This window comes from Acidimicrobiales bacterium, assembly GCA_035630295.1.
Classification (GTDB): domain Bacteria; phylum Actinomycetota; class Acidimicrobiia; order Acidimicrobiales; family Iamiaceae; genus Iamia.
Map to the genome: position 1 here is coordinate 1 of DASQKY010000006.1, position 20,996 is coordinate 20,996.

General features: G+C 76.6%; 19 protein-coding genes. 13 read left to right on the forward strand and 6 right to left on the reverse strand.

Going from position 1 to position 20,996, the window contains the following annotated elements:
• Together VEW93_02140 and VEW93_02145 are read left to right on the forward strand one after the other, a co-directional pair.
• The coding region (locus tag VEW93_02140; protein HYI60585.1) for an OB-fold domain-containing protein at positions 1-508 on the forward strand (508 nt) is incomplete at its 5' end.
• Between the two features lie 17 nt (positions 509-525).
• Positions 526-1,728 carry an acetyl-CoA acetyltransferase gene (locus VEW93_02145; GenBank protein HYI60586.1) on the forward strand — a complete coding sequence of 401 codons (1,203 nt, stop codon included), beginning with the start codon at positions 526-528 and terminating at the stop codon, positions 1,726-1,728.
• Between the two features lie 10 nt (positions 1,729-1,738).
• On the opposite strand, the gene VEW93_02150 is transcribed toward VEW93_02145, so the two are convergent.
• Positions 1,739-2,044 (reverse strand): GNAT family N-acetyltransferase, encoded by a 306-nt coding sequence (locus tag VEW93_02150; GenBank protein HYI60587.1) that lies wholly within the window; start codon positions 2,042-2,044, stop codon positions 1,739-1,741.
• 51 nt (positions 2,045-2,095) lie between these two features.
• The gene (locus VEW93_02155; protein HYI60588.1) at positions 2,096-3,202 is read right to left on the reverse strand and encodes an AI-2E family transporter; all 1,107 of its coding nucleotides are present in this window, start codon (positions 3,200-3,202) and stop codon (positions 2,096-2,098) included.
• A gap of 20 nt (positions 3,203-3,222) precedes the next feature.
• On the opposite strand from VEW93_02155, the gene VEW93_02160 reads away from it, so the two are divergent.
• The 3 genes from VEW93_02160 to VEW93_02170 all read left to right on the forward strand — a co-directional run bounded on the left by VEW93_02160 (position 3,223) and on the right by VEW93_02170 (position 5,548).
• Complete coding sequence (locus tag VEW93_02160; GenBank protein HYI60589.1) at positions 3,223-4,389, forward strand: AI-2E family transporter; 1,167 nt, start codon at positions 3,223-3,225, stop codon at positions 4,387-4,389.
• A gap of 111 nt (positions 4,390-4,500) precedes the next feature.
• A complete protein-coding gene (locus tag VEW93_02165) occupies positions 4,501-5,061 on the forward strand; it encodes a hypothetical protein (protein ID HYI60590.1) in 561 nt (186 codons plus the stop codon).
• Between the two features lies 1 nt (position 5,062).
• Positions 5,063-5,548 carry a hypothetical protein gene (locus VEW93_02170; GenBank protein HYI60591.1) on the forward strand — a complete coding sequence of 162 codons (486 nt, stop codon included), beginning with the start codon at positions 5,063-5,065 and terminating at the stop codon, positions 5,546-5,548.
• Positions 5,549-5,649: 101 nt separating this feature from the next.
• Here VEW93_02170 and VEW93_02175 read toward each other — a convergent pair whose 3' ends face one another.
• The 3 genes from VEW93_02175 to VEW93_02185 all read right to left on the reverse strand — a co-directional run bounded on the left by VEW93_02175 (position 5,650) and on the right by VEW93_02185 (position 7,981).
• Positions 5,650-6,165, reverse strand: a complete 516-nt coding sequence (locus tag VEW93_02175; GenBank protein ID HYI60592.1) for a DUF4262 domain-containing protein — start codon at positions 6,163-6,165, stop codon at positions 5,650-5,652.
• Positions 6,166-6,224: 59 nt separating this feature from the next.
• A complete protein-coding gene (locus VEW93_02180) occupies positions 6,225-7,133 on the reverse strand; it encodes a Ku protein (GenBank protein HYI60593.1) in 909 nt (302 codons plus the stop codon).
• Positions 7,134-7,201: 68 nt separating this feature from the next.
• Positions 7,202-7,981: an endonuclease/exonuclease/phosphatase family protein gene (locus tag VEW93_02185; protein ID HYI60594.1), complete on the reverse strand. Its 780-nt coding sequence runs from the start codon at positions 7,979-7,981 to the stop codon at positions 7,202-7,204.
• 180 nt (positions 7,982-8,161) lie between these two features.
• Between VEW93_02185 and VEW93_02190 the strand changes: the two genes are divergently transcribed.
• Positions 8,162-9,829 (forward strand): nitrite/sulfite reductase, encoded by a 1,668-nt coding sequence (locus tag VEW93_02190; protein ID HYI60595.1) that lies wholly within the window; start codon positions 8,162-8,164, stop codon positions 9,827-9,829.
• 133 nt (positions 9,830-9,962) lie between these two features.
• Entirely contained in the window at positions 9,963-10,862 is a 900-nt protein-coding gene (locus VEW93_02195; GenBank protein HYI60596.1) for a formate/nitrite transporter family protein, read from the forward strand.
• Positions 10,863-10,965: 103 nt separating this feature from the next.
• On the opposite strand, the gene VEW93_02200 is transcribed toward VEW93_02195, so the two are convergent.
• A complete protein-coding gene (locus VEW93_02200; GenBank protein HYI60597.1) occupies positions 10,966-12,057 on the reverse strand; it encodes a uroporphyrinogen-III synthase in 1,092 nt (363 codons plus the stop codon).
• A gap of 150 nt (positions 12,058-12,207) precedes the next feature.
• Between VEW93_02200 and purU the strand changes: the two genes are divergently transcribed.
• The 6 genes from purU to VEW93_02230 all read left to right on the forward strand — a co-directional run bounded on the left by purU (position 12,208) and on the right by VEW93_02230 (position 20,735).
• Positions 12,208-13,107 (forward strand): formyltetrahydrofolate deformylase, encoded by a 900-nt coding sequence (gene purU, locus VEW93_02205; GenBank protein HYI60598.1) that lies wholly within the window; start codon positions 12,208-12,210, stop codon positions 13,105-13,107.
• A gap of 90 nt (positions 13,108-13,197) precedes the next feature.
• Positions 13,198-15,591: a CoA transferase gene (locus VEW93_02210; GenBank protein HYI60599.1), complete on the forward strand. Its 2,394-nt coding sequence runs from the start codon at positions 13,198-13,200 to the stop codon at positions 15,589-15,591.
• Entirely contained in the window at positions 15,588-16,505 is a 918-nt protein-coding gene (locus tag VEW93_02215; protein HYI60600.1) for a CoA ester lyase, read from the forward strand. Before VEW93_02210 ends, VEW93_02215 begins: the two co-directional genes overlap by 4 nt.
• Positions 16,506-16,736: 231 nt before the next feature.
• On the forward strand, positions 16,737-17,828 hold the full coding sequence (locus VEW93_02220) for an extracellular solute-binding protein (protein HYI60601.1): 1,092 nt from the start codon (positions 16,737-16,739) through the stop codon (positions 17,826-17,828).
• Complete coding sequence (locus VEW93_02225) at positions 17,809-19,563, forward strand: ABC transporter permease subunit (GenBank protein ID HYI60602.1); 1,755 nt, start codon at positions 17,809-17,811, stop codon at positions 19,561-19,563. Before VEW93_02220 ends, VEW93_02225 begins: the two co-directional genes overlap by 20 nt.
• Positions 19,560-20,735, forward strand: coding sequence for an ABC transporter ATP-binding protein (locus tag VEW93_02230; protein HYI60603.1), 1,176 nt, complete (start codon positions 19,560-19,562; stop codon positions 20,733-20,735). The genes VEW93_02225 and VEW93_02230 overlap by 4 nt, the downstream gene beginning before the upstream one ends.
• Positions 20,736-20,996: the final 261 nt, after the last annotated feature.

Here is a 20,996-nt window from a genome sequence, read left to right on the forward strand (position 1 = left end):
CGTGCCGTACCCCACCTACCTGCGGTGGCGGGGCCTGTTGGCCACCGAGCCGCCCCGTCGGCCCGAGCCGGCCCGGCCCTCGGCGTCGGCCGCGGCCCGGTCCGGGGACTGGAAGTTCGGCTTCGTCGCCTCCCAGGACCGCACCAGCGGCGCCGTGCAGATGCCCCCGGCCCGGGCGGCCATGGGCGGCGGCGCCATCGACGACATGGAGGAGCGACCCATGGCCGACGCGGTCGGCACCGTCGTCACCTCCACCATCGATCGCCTCGCCTACTCGCCCAGCCCTCCGATCGTGTTCGCGGTGGTCGACTTCGACGGCGGCGGCCGCCTGCCGGTCGAGCTCACCGACTGCGACGCCGGCGAGGTCGGCATCGGCGTCCGGGTGGAGATGACGTTCCGCCGCCTGTTCACCGCCGACGGCATCGCCAACTACTTCTGGAAGGCCCGGCCCCAGCGCGCCGCCGACGGCTCGGCCGTCACCGCCGCCGCCCCGGCCGCGGCCGGCTGACACGGGACGAGGAGCGCATGGGATCGCACGGCATCCGCGACCGGGTGGCCATCGTCGGCATGGGGTGCACGGCCTTCGCCGAGCACTACGACAAGGGCGTGGACGACCTCCTGGTCGAGGCCACCACCGAGGCCCTGGCCGGCGCCGGGGTGGGGCGGGCCGACGCCGACGCCTGGTGGCTGGGGACGGCCCAGTCGGGCATGAGCGGCATCGTCCTGGCCCGGGCCCTGCAGCTCCAGGGGGCGCCCGTGACCCGGGTCGAGAACATGTGCGCCACCGGCTCCGAGGCCCTGCGCCAGGCCGCCTACGCCGTGGCCTCCGGAGCCTACGACCTGGCCGTCGCCGTCGGGGTGGAGAAGGTCAAGGACTCCGGCTACCAGGGTCTCAACGCCTTCCCCGTCCCGTCCGACGGCACCGGGCGGACCCTCACCGCGGCGGCCATGTTCTCGATGGTGCTGCCGGCCTACGCCGAGCGCTACGGCGTCGACGCCGATCGGCTGCGGCGGGTGGCGGCCGGCATCGCCAGCAAGAACCACGCCAACGGGGCCCGGAACCCGAAGGCCCAGTTCCGGCGCGAGATGTCGGTCGAGGCGATCTGCGCCATGCCGGCGGTGGCCGGCCAGCTCGGCGTGTTCGACTGCGCCGGGGTGGCCGACGGGGCGGCCGCCGCGGTGGTGTGCCGGGCCGAGGACGCCCACCGCTACACCGACGCGCCGCTGTACGTGAAGGCCCTGTCCCTGGTGGCCGGCAACGGCTCGGGCCTCATCGACCCGGCCTACGACTACACGACGTTCCCCGAGGTGGCGGCGGCCGGGGCCGACGCCTACGCCCAGGCCGGCGTGGCCGACCCCCGGCGGGAGCTGGCCCTGGCCGAGGTGCACGACTGCTTCACCCCGACCGAGCTGGTGCTCATGGAGGACCTGGGCTTCTCGGAGCGGGGCCGGGCCTGGCTCGACTGCGAGAAGGGCACCTTCGACCGGGACGGCGAGCTGCCGGTGAACCCCGACGGTGGGCTCAAGAGCTTCGGCCACCCGGTGGGGGCCAGCGGCCTGCGCATGCTGTACGAGGCCTGGCTCCAGCTCCGCCGGGAGGCGCCTCCCGACCGCCAGGTGGCCACCGTGGCCCAGGGTCGCACCCTGGCGCTGACCCACAACCTGGGCGGCTACCCGGGCGAGATGGTCAGCTTCGTGGGCATCGTCGGCACCGAGCCCTCGGCCTGACCGGCCGGCCTCAGAGGCCGTAGCGGCCCCGGTCGCCCTCGGGGACCAGGTCGAGGTGCTCGGGGTTGTCCCCGATGTACTGGGCCACGTACCAGCACTGCGGGGCCACGTGCAGGCCGCGGGCCCGGGCGTCGCCCAGGGCCCTCCGGACCAGGTGGGCGGCCAGGCCCCGGCCCCGGAAGCGGGGGTCGACGACGGTGTGGGGCAGCACCACCACGCCGTCGCGCTCGTGGTGGTCGCAGAACCCGGCCGCCGCCCCGTCCACGGTGACCTCGTAGCGGCCGCGCTCGGGGTGGTCGGTGACCTCGATGCCCACGGCCCGCGCCCTACCCGCCGGCCCGGGGGTGAAGCGCCACGGCGCGGCCGGTCAGGCCGGCGCGGCGGCGGGGTCGGTGGGGCCCGGGTCCGGCGGGCCGGTGCCGGGGACGTCGAGCCCCGCGGCGGTGACCCGGCCCTCGGCCGCGGCGCGCTCCTCCTCGGCCAGGGAGTCGAGCAGGGCGGCCACGAACACGGCCACCGACATCCCCACGATCGAGCCCCCCACGCCGTAGACCTCGTAGCCCACCAGGAACGAGATCACGATGACCGCGGCCCCGGGGTGGGCCGCGCCGCGCGTGGCGCGCCCCAGGACGAGCCGGTGCAGCACCTGGAGGGCCAGGCCCCCGACGGCCAGGGCGATGCCCGCCTCGGGGGAGACCAGCCCGCCGGCCAGGAGGGCCGCCGGCAGGGTGGCCAGCACGATGCCCAGGGAGGGAACCAGGCTGGCCACGCCCACCACCAGGGCCAGCGGGGTGGGAGCGGGCAGGTCGGCGAGGCGGAAGGCGGCCCAGGCGATGATCCCGGTGGCCAGGGCCAGGAGGACGGCGGCGTCCACGTAGACCTGGCTCTGCCCGAAGGCCCGCCCCACCACCCGGGCCAGCCGCTCGCGCCGGCTGGTGTCGCCGACCTGCTTCAGGGCCGCGGCGCTGAACCGGGGGCCCCACCCGAGGGCGAAGATGGTGAGGATCAGGGTCAGGAGCCAGGTCGACGCCCCGCCCCGGGCCTCCTCCCCGACCCGGCTGGAGGGCTGGCGCAGGTCCGAGGCGAAGTCCTCGGCCTTCTCGACCAGCCCGAACTCCCGGGCCGCCTCGCCGAAGCGCTCCGAGCGCTCGATGTCGGCAGCCACCTCCGGGATGTCCTGCTGGAGGCGCTGGACCTGGGCGTCGAGGTCGCCGACCGCGCCCCACGTGATCAGCCCCACCAACCCCAGCACGGGCAGCAGGACCACGATGAGGGCCACCCCCCGCCGCATCTGCCGGCTGGCCAGCGAGACCAGGGGTTCCAGGGCCGCCGCGGCGACCAGGGCGGCCATCGCCCAGCCCAGGGGACGGCGGCCGGCCACGAGGATGTTCTGGGCCACCAGCGCGACCACGATGCCGCCGAACACGACGGCCCAGGCCGCGGGCCCGATGGTGAGGCGCACCTCGCGGTCCACGGCCGCGTACCGTACCGACCGTGACCCGACCCCGCGACGATGGCCCCGCGGCCGGTCCGGCGTCGGGGCCGGCCCAGGAGCGGCTGTCGGTCCACCTCGAGGCCCGGTCGGTGGTCTGGGTGGTGGTGGGCATCCTGGCCCTGTTCGTGGGAGCCGCCTTCTTCCGGACCACCGTGCGGTCGCTCACCGTGATCGGCGTCGGGGTCCTCCTGGCCTTCGCCGTCGAGCCGCTGGTCCTGGCCGTGCAGCGGCGCATCGGCTGCCGCCGGGGGGCGGCGGTGGCCGCCGTGGGCGCCGGCCTGCTGATCGCCTTCGGGCTGCTGGCCATCCTTGTGGGCCCGCCGGCGGCGCGCCAGGCCCAGGACTTCGGCGACGAGCTGCCCGTGACCCTCCAGGAGATCGAGCAGCTCCCCGTGGTGGGGCCCCGGCTGCAGGAGGCCGACTTCGCGGCCAAGGCCGAGCAGCGGATCAACACCCTGCCGGGCCAGTTGGACTCCTCCGGCGTGGGCGACGCGGCCCGGGGGGTGCTCAACGGCGCCCTCAACGCCCTGGGGGCGCTGCTGGTGGCCCTGGTGGTGCTTATCGACGGCTCCCGGCTGGTGGACCGCCTGCGCATGGCCATCCCGGCCCGGCACCGGGAACGGGCCGACACGGTGGGCCGCGTCTTCTACCGGGTGGTCGGCACCTACTTCGCCGGGTCGCTGCTGGTGGCCAGCATCGGGGGCACCTACGTGCTCATCGTGGGCCTGGCCGTCGGGGTGCCCCTGGCCCCGGTGGCCGCGGCCTGGTACGCCGTGGTCAGCCTCATCCCGCAGGTCGGCGGCTTCCTGGGCACGTCGTTCGTGACCGTGCTGGCCCTGACCCAGGGGGTGGTGCCCGCCCTCATCGTGCTGGTGCTGGTCGTCGCCTACATGAACACCGAGAACTACCTCATCACGCCGGCCATCGTCGGCGAGGCCGTCGACCTGTCGCCGCCGGTGACCATGCTGGCCGCCCTGGTCGGCGGGGCCGCCGCCGGGGTGCCCGGGGCCCTGGCCGCCACCCCGCTGTGCGGCACGGTCAAGGCCGTCTACCTCCAGTACCGCTTCGGCGAGACGGCGGCGCCGCCCACCCGGCTCCGCGACCGCCTGCAGGTGCCGGGGCCGATCCGGGCCCTGCTGCGCCGCCTGCGGGGCCGCGGCTCGTGACCGGCGCCGCCGGCGACGTGGACGGTGCCGTCCGCAGCAGCGAGCATGCTGTCACCGAGATCCCGGCCGCCGCCCCGTGAGGGCGGCCGCCAACCACCGAGGGGAGAGCACGTGAAGGTGCCACGAGGGCCGTACGCGGCCATGGACCCGTCCCGCCGCCACCGGCTGACCGGCCGCGCCGTCGCCGCCGTGGTCGGCGCGAGCGGGGTGATGGTGGCCGTGGCCAAGCCCATGCGCGACGGCGGCCACGACATCGTCCCCTTCGAGGTGGCCGGCGACGCCGCCACCGTGGATCGCATCATCGATGACTGGGGCCCGGCGGGGGTTCGGGCCGCCCGGCTCCAGACCTCGCTGGACATGGGCTACCTGGCCCTCTACGCGGTGGCCACCGCCGCCGGGTGCGCCACCGTGGCCGCCGCCGCCCGCCGCAACGGCCACGGGGCGGTGGCCGCCGCCGGTGACGTGCTGGGGTGGGCGTCGTTCGTGGCCGCCGGCTGCGACGCGGTGGAGAACGCCTCGCTGCTGGCCGAGCTGTCGGGCGCCCGGGGCCCACTGCCCCGCCTGGCCCGGACCTGCGCCCTCACCAAGTTCTCGCTCATCGTCCCGGCCGTGGCCTACTCCGTCGGCGGCCTGGGGGCCCTGGGCGTGGCCCGGGCCCGGGGCGGGGGCTGAGGTGGCCCGTCGCGCCCTGCCCGAGCAGATCGAGTTCACCGGCGCCGACACCGGCCGGGCCCTGGCCGCCCTGGACGAGCTGGTGGCCGCGTCGGCGGGGTGGGCCAACCTGTACCCCGAGGTGGAGGAGGACGACGCCCGGGCGGTCACCCCCTCGGCGGTGGCCTCCTGGTTCCGGGTGCCGGGCCCCCCCATCCCGCAGGCGACGTTCATCGCCCCCACCGACGGACGGCGGGGGCGCACCCCGGCCCAGGTCGGCCTGACCCACGGCGTGGGGGCGACGGTGGTGCCCCGCCTGGCCGAGCAGGGCCTGCCCCTCCCCGAGGGGTGGGCGGTGGTGCAGGACCACCTGCGCCGGGGCCTGGTGGTGCGCCTGGACGACCCGCCCGACACCATGGCCGTGCTGGGCTGGTCCCTGCGGGCCATCGAGGCCCTGTGCCCCATCCCCGTCACCGGTGGCTGGCTGGCCGAGGTGCACCGGGGCTGATCCCGCCCGCCGCCCGCCGCCCGCCGCCCGCCGCCCGCCGCCCGCCGCCCGCCGCCCGCCGCTCGGTCGGCTCAGCCAGGGGGGTCTCGACCGGAGGGGTCTCAGCCGGTGGGGGGCTCGCCCAGCAGGAGCTGCACGGGGGCCAGCTCACCGGAGAAGTGGGGTTCCCAGGGCAGGGCGCCGGCCGGGTCGGGCCACGCCAGCTGGACCATGCGGAAGGCGTCGGGAGCCTCGCCGGCCAGCACGTGGTGCTCGGCCAGGGCCGGGAACAGGCCGACGGCGGCCCCGGGGTCGACGGGCAGCAGGGCGCAGGGCTGGCCCCCGTCGAGCAGCCCGATGAACGGGGCGCCCACGGGCAGCGCCGTCCCGCCGGCCAGCGCGTCGGCCACCAGGCCGAACAGGCCCCGGCAGGCCACCGGGGTCAGGCCGAACAGGCACAGCTCGGGGAAGGCGAAGCGGTCCTCGAAGCCGATGGTGTAGGCGTAGCGGGGCAGCGGCGGGTCGACGTCGACCCGGGCCGGCACGGCGTCGAGGGCCCACCCCTCGCGCTCCAGCATGAACTCCACCTTGTCCCGGTGGCTCATGTTCCGGTCGGGGAACACGTCGTCGCCGGCCATCGCCCCAGCCTCGCAGACCGGGGCCGGTGCGGGCCGGGCCGGCGCCGGGGACCGACCGGTCAGGAGGCCTTGCGCTTGGCCGCCTTCTTGGTGGACTTGGTGGCCTTCTTGGCCTTGGCCGGGGCCTTCTCCTCGTCCGCCTCCTTCTCGCCGTCGGTGGCGGCCGGGTGGCGGCGGCGGGCCTTCTTGGCCTCGGCGATGCTGGCCTCCAGGGCGGCCATGATGTCGACCACCTTGCCGTCGTCGGGCTCCTCGGGCTCGCCCTCGATGATCTCGGTGGCCCCGTTGGCCCGGGCCTCGATGAGCTCCAGGACCTTCTCCCGGTACTCGTCCCGGTACTCCTCGACGTCGAAGGGCTCGGTCAGCGACTCGATCAGGGCCTCGGCGATCTTGCGCTCCTTGGCCGAGACCTCGACGTCGGACACCGCGTCCAGGGCCTCGTGCTCGGCCGGGTCGTTGACCTCGTCCGCGTAGACCATGGTCGAGAGGACCAGGCGGCCGTCCAGGGGGCGCAGGGTGGCCAGGTGCTCCTTGGTGCGCATGACGAAGCGGGCCACGGCCACCTTGCCCGACTCCTCCATGGCCTGGAGCAGCAGGGCGTAGGGCTTGGGCGTGGACGGGTCGGGCACCACGTTGTAGGCCGTGTCGTACATGATCGGGTCGATCTCGGACAGGTCGACGAACTGCTCGATCTCGATGGTCTTGGTGGCCTTGGGGTCGAGGGAGGCCAGGTCCGAGTCGGTGAGCACCACGTACTCGCCGTCGCTCTGCTCGTAGCCCTTGGCGATGTCGTCCCAGCTCACCTCGGACCCATCGGCGGCCGAGACGCGCTTCTGCTTCACCCGGGCCCCGGTGCGGGTGTCGACCTGGTGGAAGCGCACGGTCTTGCGCGACACGGCGGAGTAGAGCTTCACCGGGATCGACACCAGCCCGAAGCTGATGGCCCCTGACCAGGCAGTCGACGGCATGGGACCCATTCTCCCCCGGAGAGGCCCCCCGACGCACCCCGGCCCGCCGCCGAGGCCGCCCCCAGGGGTCAGGACAGGGTGAGGTCGGCGCTCAGGGGCCAGTGGTCGGAGGGCAGGCGCGGGCCCGGCGGGGTGGCGTGGACGGTGGCCGAGCGCACCGACCACTCCCCGCTGGAGAGGATGTGGTCGATCTGGACACCGTCGCGCCGGCCGGTGAACTGGTGGGCGGTGCCCGTCCCCTCGGGCAACAGCACCGGCTCCAGCCCCCCGGCCCGCAGGGCGGCGATCGTCCCCGACGGGGGGGTGGCGTTGAGGTCGCCCACCACCAGGCGCGGGAGGTCGGGCCGCAGCCAGCCCAGGAGCTGCTCGGCGCTGCGGACCCGGTTCTCCTTCCGGGCCTCGTCCAGGTGGGTGGTGGCCACCTGCACCGTGCGGTCCCAGGCGATGAGGTGGAGCTCGGCCACGGTGGCGGTGCGGGGGAACGACGCCTCCGGCAGCCGGGTGCCGGCCACGTCCGGGGTGGGCCCGTACCAGCGGGTGGTGGCCCCGGTGGCGGTGGCCGACCCGGCCCTGACCAGGAGGGGACCCATCTCCCCGCCGCGTCGGCTCGACCGCCCCTCGCCGGCCAGCACGACGTAGCCCGGCAGGTGGCGGGCCAGCCATCGGAGCTGGAAGCGGTACACCTCCTGCAGCCCGAGGACGTCGGCGTCGAGGTCCTGGATGGCCCGCAGGGTGGCCCGGCGCCGGAACGGCCACGAGTTGCACCCGTCCCAGGCCAACCCGTTGCGGATGTTGAAGGTGGCCACCCGCAGGGTGCGGGGCGGGGCGGGCCCGTCGGCCGGTGGCATGCTCACCGGCCCGATGCTGGTGCCTGGCGCCGCCGGAGGGAAGCGGACACGGCGCAGGCGGCGACGCCGGGGGCCGGCCGCCCTCGCTCACACGGGGGGCCGGGCCCGGTGAGGGGGCCGTGACCGGATGGCAACGGCCCGGTCGCTCGGCCGACACGGGCCGTCCGTACCGTCCCGGCCATGGCTGCTCCCGACATCCCCGCCGCCAAGCGTGCCGGCCTGCCCGTGGACCTCGACCGCCTGGCCGCCGAGGGCGACGGCTGGCTGAGCCCCGAGGACCGCTACGCCCTCAAGACCTGGGGGGTGTGCACCCAGCTCCAGGACCACGTGTTCATGGTCCGGGTCCGGGTGCCCGGGGGGGTGCTCCCCACCGCCCAGGCCCGGGCCGTGGCCCGCCTGGCCGCCCGCCACGGCTCGGACTGGGTCCACCTCACCACCCGCCAGAACCTGGAGCTGCACTGGGTGGCCGACCGGGTCGTGCGCGACCTGCTGGCCGACCTGGAGCGCTCCGGCCTGTCCACCCGGTCGGCCTGCGGCCACACCCTGCGCAACGTCATGTGCTCCGAGGACGCCGGCGTGGCCCTGGACGAGCCGTTCGACTGCCTGCCCGACGCGGTGGCCGTCAGCGACGCCCTGGTGGCCCGCTCGGCCGAGCTCAACTGCGTGCTGCCCAGCCGCATCAACATCGCCTTCGGCGGGTCGCCCCGGTGCCGGGAGGACGCCCTGATCAACGACGTCGCCTTCGTCTCCACGGTGGTCGACGGGGTGGCCGGCTACCGCCTCCACGCCGGGGGCAGCTTGGGCAAGGCCCCGGCCCTGGCCATCGAGCTGGCTGCTTTCCTGCCCCGCACCGCGGCGGTGCCGGCCGCGGTGGCCCTGGCCGAGGTGTTCGTGGCCCACGGCGACTTCGAGCGGCCGGCCAAGGGGCGCCTCAAGTTCTGCATCGAGGCCATGGGGGCCGACGCCTTCCGGGCCGCCTGGGACCAGGCCTTCGCCGCGGCCCGCGAGCGCTCGTGGCCGGTCCCGGCCGAGGTGGCCCTGCTGGCCCCCGGTGATCGGGCCGCGGCCATCCGCCGCCGCCCCGAGGGGGGCTGGTCGGCCGGGGTGCGGCCCCAGCGGGAGCCGGGCCTGGCCTCGGTCACCGTGGCCCTCCCCCTGGGCGACACCAACCGGGCCGAGCTGGAGCTGCTGGCCGACCTGGCCGACCGTCACGGCGACGGCCACCTGATCCTGGGGCGCGACCAGGACGTGGTGCTGCGCAACGTCCCCGTCGAGCACGTGGCCGCCATCCGGGCCGCCCTCGTCCCCCGGGGCCTGGCCCTGCTGGGCGAGGCCCGGGACGCCCAGGTGCGGGCCTGCACCGGCTCGGCCGTGTGCGCCCTGGGCATCTCGCCCGCCCCCGACTCGGGCCGCACCCTGCTGGCCACCCCCGGGCTGCGCCGCAACAGCTCCCTGCGGGTCCACGTCTCGGGCTGCCCCAACAGCTGCGCCCAGCACCAGGCCGGCGACATCGGCCTGGCCGGCACCAAGGTCCGCCTGGGCGGCGCCGTCCACCTGGGCTACCACCTGTACCTGGGGGCCGACCTGCTCGACGGCCGGGTGGGCGAGGTGGTGGGCCGCATGGCGGCCGAGGACGCCCCGGCCGTGGTCGACGCCGTCATCGGCACATGGGAGGCCACCCGCCACGGCGGCGAGACCCTGTCGGCCACGGTGGCCCGCCTGGGCCTGGGCGCCTTCACCGCCACCCTCGAAGCCGTCCTCGACGACCGCTGGGCCACCGGCCCCGAGCCCGACGACACGGCCGTCGCCGCCCCCCGCCGCCCCGCTCCTGTCGTCCCGGCCGCGTAGCCCGACCCACCGCCCGTTCTGGGGCGCCAGCGCACGCCCGAGCGAGCGGCGGCGCCTCAGAACGGCCCCGGCTCCCGCCCTCGCTCGTCCCTGTCCCCTGCCCTTCCCTGCCCCCCACCTCCCGGAGGTTCCCGTGCCCATCCCCATCCCCGCCGCCCTCGACGACGCCGGTGCCGCCGCCGCGGCCAAGGCCGTCGCCGTGCGGTCCCTGCCCCGCTACCTGGCCTCCGCCGCCCTGGCCGGGGCCTTCGTCGGCATCGCGGTGGTGCTGCTGGTCAGCGTGTCGGCCCCCCTGGCCGCGGCCGGCTCACCGGCGGCCAAGCTGGTCCAGGCCGCGGTGTTCGGCGTGGCCCTGACCCTGGTGGTGTTCGCCGGGGCCGAGCTGTTCACCGGCAACGCCATGGTCATGCTCCAGGGCCTGCGGGCTCGGGCCGTCACAGGGGCCCAGCTGGCCGCGGTGTGGGCGGCGTCGCTGGTCGGCAACCTGCTCGGCTCGCTGGCCCTGGCGTCGGTGGTCCACGGGGGCGGCACCCTCACCGGCGACGGCGAGGCCCTGGTGGCCAAGATCGTCGGGGCCAAGGACGCGGTGGCCGGCCCCCAGCTGTTCTGGCGCTCGGTCCTGTGCAACCTGCTGGTCTGCCTGGGGCTGTGGATGGCCGGCCGGGTCCAGTCCGACGTGGCCAAGGCCATCGTGCTGTGGTGGGCCCTGCTGGCCTTCATCGGCTCCGGGTTCGAGCACTCCATCGCCAACATGACCATCTTCGGCCTGGGCATCCTGGAGGGCTCGGCCACCGCCGGCCAGCTGGCCCGCAACCTGGCCTGGACGGTGCCCGGCAACATCGTGGGCGGCGGCCTCCTGGTGGGCCTGGCCTACGCCTGGATCGGTCGCCCCGGCACCCGCACGCCGTCGGTGTCCGAGCCCGCCACCCCCGACCCGGCCCCGTCTCGGCCGGCACCGACCCCCGACCCCGTGCCGGCCAGCGCGTCGCCCGTCCCCGCTCCGGCCTACGCCCGCACCGGGGCCACGGCCTGACCCTTCTCCCGCGCCTCCAGCGCCTGGCCCGGCCGGTCCCCAGGACCGGCCGGGCCGCCCCGCGCTCCGGGGCCGGGCGAGCCGGTGACGACGGCGGGGCGGATCAGCAGGCGACGCGGTAGCCGCGGCGGGGGACGGTCTCCAGGGCGTCGCCGGCCGGGCCCAGTCGGCGCCGGAGGCGGGCCACCGTCACCTCCACCACGTGGGGGTCGGCGCCCGGCTCCCACACCGTCCGGGCCAGGCGCTCCTTGGCCACCACCGCCCCCTCCGCGTCGACCAGGGCGGCGAGGAGCTGGGCCTCCCGGCGGCTCAGGGTCACCGTCCTGTCGCCCACCAGCACCGCGGTGCCCTGGAGGTGGGCCCGGTCGTCGCCCAGGGCCAGGGTGCGGTGGTGGCCGGCCATCGTCTCGGCCAGGCACCGGACCATGGGCCCGAGCCGCCAGCGGGCCGGGTGGGCGGGGGCGGGCACGCCGTGGGCGGCCAGGCGGGCCGCGCTGATCGGCCCCACGCAGACCGGCACCACCCGGTCCCGGAGGGCGGCGGCCAGCATCGGGGCCCGCTCCCCGGCCAGGGCGAAGAGGTTGGTGATGGCCGCCGCGCTGGTGAAGGTGACGGCGTCGAGCTGGGTGGCCACCACGGCCTGCACCAGGGCCCGGGCCGGCCCGGGATCGAGCGGGAGGTCCCAGCGGTAGACCGGCACGTCGATCACCGCCGCGCCCCGGGCGGCCAGGGCCCGGGCCACATGGGCCACGTCGTCGCCGTCGCGCTGCACGGCGATGCGCCGCCCGGCCAGGTCGTCCCCCAGGTGGGCCACCACCTCGGCGCTGCTCTCGCCCGGCGCCCGCCACCCGGCCTCCAGTCCCACCGTGGCCAGGGCCCCGGCCGCCTTGGGGCCGCGGGCCACCACGGTGGCGGCGGCCAGCCGGTCCCGCAGGGCGTCGCCCCGGCCCCGCCCGTCGGCGGCCTCGAACCACGACCGGACACCCAGGCCGGTGAGGGCCACCAGGGTGTCGGGGGGCTCCGCGATGAGGGCCTCGGTGGCGGCGTCGAGGGCGGGCCCGTCGGCCAGGGGGAGGGTCCGGATCACCGGGCCGTGGACGACCTCGGCCCCCCGGCGGCGCAGGAGCTCGGCCTGCTCGTCGGCTCGGCGGTCGGCTGTGACCCCGACGGTGAACCCGGCCAGGGGCAAGAGCACACCGGCACCCTGGCCCGCCGGTGTGACGGGGCCGTTTCCGGGTGGTGAGGGCCGCGTGACCTCCCGTGCACCCGGCACCTCCCGACAGGAGAGGCGCGGAGTGTGGTGCCATGGCCGCGCTGCGGGCGGATGGCGTGCCAGGCTTCGGGGATGGCACGCATCGGTGGCGAACAGGCCCCCCTCGGGGGCGGCGCGGGCGACCCGGCGACGGCGGTGCTCCGGGCCGTGGGCCCGGACCGCAAGGGGCTGGTGGCGGTGCTGGCCGACTTCGTCTACCGGCACGGCGGCAACATCACCCACGCCGACCAGCACGTGGACGCCGAGGCCGGGGTGTTCTTCCAGCGGGTGGAGTTCCACCTCGACGGCTTCGGCCTGGGCCGGGACGAGATCCTCCCGGACCTGACCCCGGTGACCGAGCCGCTGGGCATGCGCTGCGAGGTCCGCTTCTCCGACGAGGTGGCCCGCACCGCGGTGCTGGTCACCCGCGAGGCGCACTGCCTGTACGACCTGCTGGCCCGCCAGGCCATGGGGGAGTTGCAGGCCGAGATCGCCTGCGTGGTGGCCAACCACCCCGACCTGGAGGACGTGGCGGCCCGCTTCGACGTGCCCTTCCACCACCTGCCGGTCACCGCCGCCACCCGGGTCGAGCAGGAGGGGGCTCTGCTCGACCTGCTGGCCCGGGAACGGGTCGACCTGGTGGTGCTGGCCCGGTACATGCAGATCCTCACCTCGCGGGTGATCGACGCCCACGCCGGGCGCATCATCAACATCCACCACTCGTTCCTGCCCGCCTTCCTGGGGGGCCGGCCGTACCACCAGGCCCACGAGCGGGGGGTCAAGCTCATCGGGGCCACCGCCCACTACGCCACCGCCCAGCTCGACCAGGGCCCCATCATCGACCAGGACGTGGTCCGGGTCAGCCACCGCGACGGCGTCGCCGACCTGGTCCGCAAGGGCCGGGACCTGGAGACGGTGGTGCTGGCCCGGGCCCTCACCGCCCACCTGGAGCACCGCGTCCTCGTCCACGGCCGCAAGACCCTCGTGTTCTGACCCCCACGTCCTGACCCCGCACCCCGGCCCAGGTGCTTGACGTCCCAACTACTGTGACGAGTGGGATCGGTCGGCGGGAGCGGAGGTGCCATGGCGTCGGTTTTCGGTGGCCTGCGCGTCGTCGAGCTGGCCCAGGGCATGGCCGGGCCCCTGGCCACCGGGGTCATGGCCGACCATGGCGCCGAGGTGGTCAAGGTCGAGCCCCCGGGGGGTGACTGGGCCCGGGTCCTGCCCGGCTTCCACGTCTGGAACCGGGGCAAGCGGAGCGTGGTGCTCGACCTGCGCGCGACGGCGGGCCGGGCCGAGGCGAGGGAGCTGGCTCACTCGGCCGACGTGGTGGTCGAGAGCCTCCGACCCGGGCGGGCCCGGGAGCTGGGCCTCGACGGCGCCACCCTCGAGCACGAGTGCCCTCACCTGGTGCACTGCTCGATCAGCGGCTTCGGCCCCGCCACCGCCCTGCGGGGCTTCCCGGCCGACGAGGGCATCGTGGCCGCCAAGAGCGGTCGCATGCTGGGAACCGATGCCCTGAGCGGGGCCGTGGTGGCCGACGCGGCCGAGCGACCGATCCACCTGGCCGCCCCCGTGGCCTCCTTCGGGGCCGCCATGCTGGCCCTGGAGGCGATCTCCGCCGCCCTGTTCGACCGGGCCCGCACCGGACGGGGCCGCCGGGTGGCGACGAGCCTGCTGGAGGGGGCCGGCGCCGCCACCATGCGGCTGCGTTTCGCCCGGGACGGCGACGGGCTCCGCCCCCGGGACGGCGACGACCTGGCCTACCGGGGCATCGTCCTCACCTTCCTGACCGTGCGCTGCGCCGATGGCCTGCACCTGCAGATGTGCGCGCGGCAGGACCACCACTTCCGCAACTGGATGGCGGCCATCGGGCTGGCCGACGTCCTCGGCGAGGAGCGCTACCGCGGCGCCCCGCTGGGCTTCCGGTCCGGGCGCGACATCGACGAGCTGCGGGCCCGGATCGTGGACCGCATGACCACCCGCACCCGGGCCGAGTGGCTGGCCACCTTCGTCCGGGCCGACGTGGGGGCCGACCCGTTCCTCGACCCGGCCGAGGCCCTGGCCCACCCCCAGATGGTCCTGAACGACCGGGTGGTGGTGGTCGACGACCCCCGGCTCGGGCCCGTGACCCAGGTCGGCCCGCTGGTGGCCATGGCCGAGACGCCGGCCCACATCGGGGCGCCGGCCCCGACCCTGGGCCAGCACCAGGACGACGAGCGCCACCGGGGCCCGGCCCTGCTCCCCGTGGGTGGGTCGCCCCGACCGGCCGAGCCCGGGCCGCGGCCCCTGCCGTTGGAGGGCGTCACCGTGGTCGAGGTGGCCTCGTTCCTGGCCGGGCCGCTGGGGCCCACCCTGCTGGCCGAGTTGGGAGCCCGGGTGGTCAAGGTCGAGCCCCGGGCCGGCGACCCCTTCCGCCGGGTGGGCCTGGAGTTCGCCCACCTGGCCACCGGGAAGGAGAGCCTGGCCCTGGACCTGGCCCACCCCGAGGGCCGGGACGTGCTGGCCCGGCTGGTCCGCCAGGCCGACGTGGTGGTGCACAACCTGCGCCCGGGCGCGGCCGAGCGGCTGGGCCTGGGGTACGCCGCGCTGCGTCGGATCAACCCCTCCCTGGTCTACGTGCAGGCCTCGGCCTACGGCTCCCGGGGCCCGGAGGCGGGCCGGGCCGCCTTCCACTCCACCCCCCACGCCCTGAGCGGCGGGGGCGTGCTCCAGGCCGGCCGGGGCAACCCGCCGGTGGACGACTCCTACGCCGATCCGTGCGCCGGGCTGGCGGTGGCCGCCGCGGTGGCCATGGGGCTCCTGGCCCGGGAGCGCTGGGGGTGCGGGCAGCAGGTCGAGACCACCATGCTGGCCACCGCGGCCTACGTGCACGCCAACGACCAGGTGGGCTACCGGGGGCGTCCGCCGCCGGCGGTGGCCGACGCCGGCCAGCACGGGCCGTGCGCCCTCCGCCGCCTCTACCGGTGCCGCACCGGGTGGTTGTTCCTGGCTGCCGATCGACCCGGGGGGTGGGAGGCGCTGGTGGCCGCCCTGGGGGCGGTGGACCTGGCCGCCGACCGCCGCTTCACCACCGCCGCGGACCGCGGCGCCCACGACCCCGAGCTGGCCGAGGAGCTGGCCCACCGGCTGGCCCCCCGCTCCAGCCACGAGTGGGAGGCCGTGCTCCTGGCCGGGGGCGTGCCCGCGGCCGAGGCCGACGGGCCGCCGTTCGAGGAGATCCTGGTGCGCCACGGCCTGGCCCGCCCGGTCGAGCACGAGGACGTGGGCCCCTACTGGGGCCTGCGCCCCCGGGTGCGGGTGGCCGGCTCCGAGCCCCGCCTGGGGGTGCCGTGCGGGTGCGGCGAGCACTCCGACGCGGTGCTGGCCGGCCTGGGCTACGGCGAGGCCGAGCGCGACGCCCTGGTGGCCGCCGGGGTGGTCCGTCGCCGGTCGCCCCGGGCCGCGCCGCCGGCGGTGGCGGGGGTGGCGCCGTGACCGGGGCGCCGGTCCGGTCCCTGCTGTTCGTGCCCGGCACCACGGTGCGGTGGGTGGGCCCGGCGGTGGCCAGCGGCGCCGACGGCCTGATCCTCGACCTGGAGGACGCGGTGCCCGAGGACGGGAAGGGGCCGGCCCGGCGGGCGGTGGCCGACACCCTGGGCCGCGGTGCGGCGGCGGGTGTGCTGGCCCTGGTGCGGGTGAACGGGTGGGGCACCGGCCACCTGCTGGCCGACCTGGACGCCGTGGTCGGCCCCCACCTGGACGGGGTCTGCCTGCCCAAGGTGGCCGGGGCCGCCGACGTCGTCGCCCTGGCCCGGGTCCTCGACGACCTGGAGGCGGCCCGGGGGCTGCCACCCGGCGGGTTGGAGGTCTTCCCGGTGGCGGAGACGGCCTCGGGCCTGCGCGACGTGGCGGCCGTGTGCGCGGCCTCGCCCCGGGTCCGCCGCATCAGCGGGGTGTCGCACTCCGTCCCCGGCGGTGACTTCGATCGGGCCCTGGGCTCGCGCTGGGACCCCTCGGGCCTGGCCGCCCTCCACACCGGGGCCATGGCCGTGCTGGCCGGCCGGGCCGCGGGGCTGGACGGCATCCTGTGCGGCCCGAGCTCGGACGTGGAGGACCTGGACCACCTGCGGGCCGTGCTGGAACGGGGCCGGACCCTGGGGGCCGACGGGGCGCTGTGCATCCACCCCTCGCACGTGGCCGTGGCCCACGAGGTGTTCACCCCGCGCCCCGAGGAGGTGGCCGAGGCCCGGGCGGTGGTGGCCGCCCTGGACGAGGCGGAGGCCGCGGGCCGCGCCGCGGTCCGGGTCGGGGGCCGGATGGTGGACCGGGCCCACCGGCAGGCGAGCGAGGAGACCCTGCGACGGGCCCGGGCCGGTGGCCGTCCGGCCGCCGAGGAGGCGGGTGGGTGACATGATCCGGCCCGCCTGCTCACACTTTGTGGTTGTGACCCTACGGTGGGGCACGAACCTTGCCGAACCTTTGCAGAACCCTTGACAGGCCGCTACTGCCACACTTAGGGTTTGTTTGTTGGACCTCTAAATAGCCGGCGGGCTACGGGGTCCGGGCGCGGCCTTGGGTGGGCCGCGCCGTTCACGAGAGAGGCGAGGTCATTGGGCGGGAGAGCGGGCACTGCAGCGACCATGACCTCCCTCGCGTTCCGGCGCCGGCTGGCGCGCCGCACCCGGTGGGCCGCGACCTTCCTCCTCCTGGCCGCGGCGGGGACCACCGGGTGCGGCGACGACCTCGACGGTGCGTCGAGCGCCGCCGACGGGCGCGCCGGCGGCTCCGGCGGTGACTGCGCCTACCCGGACGGCGAGTGGAGCGAGATCGAGGCCCGAGCGTCCCGGGAGGGGGTGGTGCGCTGGTACAGCACGCTGGCCCCCGCCCTCAACGACCGCTTGGTGGCCGCCTTCGCCCGGGCCTACCCGGACATCGGGGTCGAGGTCACCCGGGCCACGTCGCCGGACCTGACCCGCCGCATCGACGCCGAGGCCCAGGGCGGCGCCCGCAGCGCGGACCTGGCCGTGCACACCGACCAGGCCTGGCAGCAGGCCCACGGCACCACCTTCTTCGCCCCCCTGGTGGGGCCGGACGTGACCGACCCCGACCACGACGTCCTGTCGGCCGACCGGACCTCGACCCTGGTGGCCCTGGCCGTCATCGGCTACGGCTGGAACACCTCGGTGATCGACGATCCGCCCTCCTCGTTCGAGGACCTGGCCGACCCCGCCTACGAGGGCCTCGTCGGCCTCTACGACTACGAGGCCCCCCCGGTCGCCGCCAGCTTCGCCATCTGGTCCGAGCAGTACGGCGACGACTTCCTGGCCGCCCTGGCCGACCAGGACCCCCGCTTCTACGCCAGCGGCTCGGCGCTGGCCCAGGCGGTGGCGGCCGGCGAGGTCGGCATCTCGGCCTACATCACCCCGGCCCTGGTGCCCGAGGGGGCGCCGGTGGAGATCGCCTACCCGGTGGAGCCGCTGGCCAACGCGTACGTGGCCAACGTGCTGTGCTCGGCCGACGACCCGGCCGCGGCGCAGGTGCTGGCCAACTGGCTCCTGACCCCCGAGGCCCAGGAGGTGGCGGCCCAGGACGCGGCCTCGGTCCTCGGGCCCGACGCCGGCGTGGACGCCCCCTTCTCCCTGGACGACGTCCGGGTCACCGACGTGACCTCCTACCGCGACAGCGAGCTGGCCGCGCTCCGCCGCTCCCTCGATGCGACCTTCGCTCGCTGACCGCGCCGACCTCCGGCGCCTGCGGGCCCACGGGGGGGCAGCCGCCGCCCTGGTGGTGACGGGCGGGCTGTGCGGGCTCCCGGTCTGGTACACGTTCCGCTTCGCCCTCCACCGCGACGCCGACGGGCTGCGCCGCATGCTGGGCGACCCGGAGGTGGGGGAGACGGTGGCCACCACCGTGGGCCTGGCCGCCGGGTCGGTGGCGATGGCCCTGGTGCTGGGCACGGTGCTGGCCTGGTCGGCCCACCGCCTGCCCCGGCGCCAGCGGGCCCTGGGCCTGCTGCCCCTGGCCCCGCTCCTCCTGCCCCAGCTGCCGCTGGTGATCGGCTACGCCTTCCTGTTCAGCCCCACCGTCGGGTACGTGAACCAGGCCCTGCGGGCCCTGCCCGGCCTCGGCCACCTCCGGGAGGGCCCCTTCGACGCCTACAGCGTGCCCGGCATCGTGCTGGTCGGCGGCTTGTACCTGACGTCGTTCGTGTACCTGTTCGTGGCCAGCTCGTTGGCCCGGCTCGACCCCGAGCTGATCGACGCCGCCGCCGCCAGCGGGGCCGGGCCCACCCGGGCCTTCGTCCGGGTGGTGCTGCCCCTGCTTCGCCCGGCCCTCCTCTACGGGGGCACCACCGCCGCCCTCCTGGGCCTGGGGCAGTTCGCCGCGCCCCTCATCTACGGGCGCCAGGCCGGCATCTCGGTCCTGACCACCGAGATGTACCACCGCACCAGCACCTCGCCCCCCGACCTGCCGCTGGCCGCGGCCCAGGGCCTGCCCGTCCTGGTGACCGGCCTGGCCTTCCTGGCCTTCCAACGCCTCGTGCTCCGGGACGGGGACCGGTTCGTCACCGCGTCGGCCCGGGGCGCCCGGCCGGCGGCCACCGGCGGCCCCCTGGCCCGCTGGGGCCTGGCGCTGTACGGCGTGGTGGCCGCCGCCCTGCCCCTGGCCGCCCTCCTGGTGGTGGCCGTGTCACCGGTGTGGACCGGCGACGTCGACCCGGGGACGTGGACGCTGGCCCACGTCCGGACGGTGCTGTTCGACCGGGGTGACGTGGTCGATGCCGTGGGCCACAGCCTGGCCTACGCCCTGGCCACCACGCTGGTGGTGCTGCCCCTGGCCTACCTGCTGGCGGTGCTGGTCCACCGGCGCCGCAGCCGGCTGGCGGCCGCCGTCGACCTCGTCGCCCACCTGCCGCTGGGCATCCCGGCCGTGCTGCTGGGCACCGGCTTCCTCCTGGCCTCGGTGGCCTCCCCCTTGCCGCTCTACGGCACCCCGGTGGCCCTGGTCCTGGTGTACGTCACCATCATGGTGCCGTTCGCGGTGCGCCTGCAGCTGGCCGCCCTGGCCGCCCTGGGCCCGGAGCCCACCGAGGCGGCGGCGGCCTGCGGGGCCGGCCCCCTGCGCCGGGCCCTGACCATCGAGCTGCCCCTCCTCCGCCCGGCCCTGGCCGGGGCGGCGGCGCTGGTGGTGGTCCTGGCCACGCACGAGTTCTCGGCCTCCCTGCTGGTCCGCTCCCGCGACACCCAGGTGATGGGCACCGTGCTCCACGACCTGTGGAGCTTCGGCTCCTACCCCGAGACGGCGGTGATGGCCCTGCTGATGGTGGCCGTCACCGGCCTGGGGGTGGCCGCGGCCCTGGCCCTCGGCGGCCGGGGCCTGCTGCCCGTCCAGCCCCGGTTCGCCCCGGTGCCGGTGCCGGTGCCGGTGCCGGTGCCGGTGCCGGCCCGAGCGAGGCGGCGGCGGTGACCGAGATCGTGGCCGAGGGCCTGGCCAAGCGCTTCCGGCGAGGGCGGGAGGTGGTGACCGCCCTGGACGACGTGTCGTTCCGGGTGGCCGAGGGCGAGCTCCTGGTGCTGCTGGGGCCGAGTGGGGGCGGCAAGACGACGGCCCTGCGCTGCCTGGCCGGGTTGGAGGAGCCCGACGCCGGCCGGGTCCTCCTCGGCGACCGGGTGGTGGTGGACGTGGCCGGCCGGGTGAGCGTGGCCCCCCACCGACGGGACGTGGGCCTCGTGTTCCAGAGCTTCGCCCTGTGGCCCCACCTCACGGTGCGGGACAACATCGCCTTCCCCCTGCGGGCCCGGCGCCGCCCCCGGGCCGAGCGGGCCTCGGCCGTGGACGACATCACCGCCCTCGTCGACCTGGACGTCTCGCTGCTGGGCCGGCGGCCCGGCCAGCTCAGCGGCGGCCAGCAGCAGCGGGTGGCCCTGGCCCGGGCCCTGGTGGCCCGGCCCCGGGTGGTGCTCTTCGACGAGCCCCTGTCCAACCTGGACGCCCCGCGACGCGAGCAGCTCCGCACCGAGCTGCGCCTGCTGCACCGCCGCATCGGCTTCACCGCCGTCTACGTCACCCACGACCTGCAGGAGGCCCTGGCCCTCGGCGACCGGGTGGCGGTGGTGGACCGGGGCCGGATCGCCCAGGCCGGGGCGACGGCGGAGGTGTTCGAACGGCCCCGCACCGTGACCGTGGCCCGCCTGCTGGGCTTCCGCCCCGTGGCCCGCCTGGTGCGGGCCGGGGACGGGTGGTCAGTACCCGGGGGAGTGGTCGAGGGGGCGGGCCCGGTCGCCGCCGGTGCCCCGTCGGTGCTCGACCTCTACGCCCGGCCCGAGGCCGTCCGCCTGGCCCGGCCCCTGGGGGCCGTCGACCCCCGGCCGGGGGTGATCCGGGTGGGCGGGGCCGTCCTCGGGCACGCCGAGCCGGCGGGCGGCCACGTGGACGTGGTGCTGGACAGGGCCGGGTCGCGGCTGCGGGCCGGGGTCCGCCAGCCCGATGTCGGGTCCTGGCGGGCAGGCACCGAGGTGGCGATCGAGGTGGCCGCCCGCGAGGCCCGTCTCTTCACCGCTGGGGGCGACGCCTGGGAGGGCCGGTGGGCGGAGGCGGCTCCTGCACCCCGGTCCGCGCCGGCCGGGAGGGTGTCATGACCGAACAATTGACAACTGTATGGACCTCAAAGTACCATGCCCGGCGGGTCGGGCGCCCTGGTTGGTGGGGAGGGGGCGCGATGCCCCCTGGACCAGGAGGGAGACCGACCGTGAGCCTGACCGAGATCACCGGGCGCCAGGTCGCCCCGGGCAGCGTGGCGGCGCCGTCCCGACAGTCGGGACCGGGGGGTTGACCTCCGGTCCCGCGTGACCTGGCGCCCGGGTGGGCCCGGCGCCACGTGAAGTCCCGTCGCTGGCGGG

Excerpts from the sequence above, each read along its gene's own strand:
- VEW93_02190 (HYI60595.1), top strand. The coding sequence starts at position 8,162 with ATGGCTGCTCCCGACATCCCCGCCGCCAAGCGTGCCGGCCTGCCCGTG.
- purU (HYI60598.1), top strand. The coding sequence starts at position 12,208 with ATGGCACGCATCGGTGGCGAACAGGCCCCCCTCGGGGGCGGCGCGGGC.
- VEW93_02225 (HYI60602.1), top strand. The coding sequence starts at position 17,809 with ATGCGACCTTCGCTCGCTGACCGCGCCGACCTCCGGCGCCTGCGGGCC.
- VEW93_02210 (HYI60599.1), top strand. The coding sequence starts at position 13,198 with ATGGCGTCGGTTTTCGGTGGCCTGCGCGTCGTCGAGCTGGCCCAGGGC.
- VEW93_02185 (HYI60594.1), bottom strand. The coding sequence starts at position 7,981 with ATGCCACCGGCCGACGGGCCCGCCCCGCCCCGCACCCTGCGGGTGGCC.
- VEW93_02145 (HYI60586.1), top strand. The coding sequence starts at position 526 with ATGGGATCGCACGGCATCCGCGACCGGGTGGCCATCGTCGGCATGGGG.
- VEW93_02220 (HYI60601.1), top strand. The coding sequence starts at position 16,737 with ATGACCTCCCTCGCGTTCCGGCGCCGGCTGGCGCGCCGCACCCGGTGG.
- VEW93_02180 (HYI60593.1), bottom strand. The coding sequence starts at position 7,133 with ATGCCGTCGACTGCCTGGTCAGGGGCCATCAGCTTCGGGCTGGTGTCG.
- VEW93_02175 (HYI60592.1), bottom strand. The coding sequence starts at position 6,165 with ATGGCCGGCGACGACGTGTTCCCCGACCGGAACATGAGCCACCGGGAC.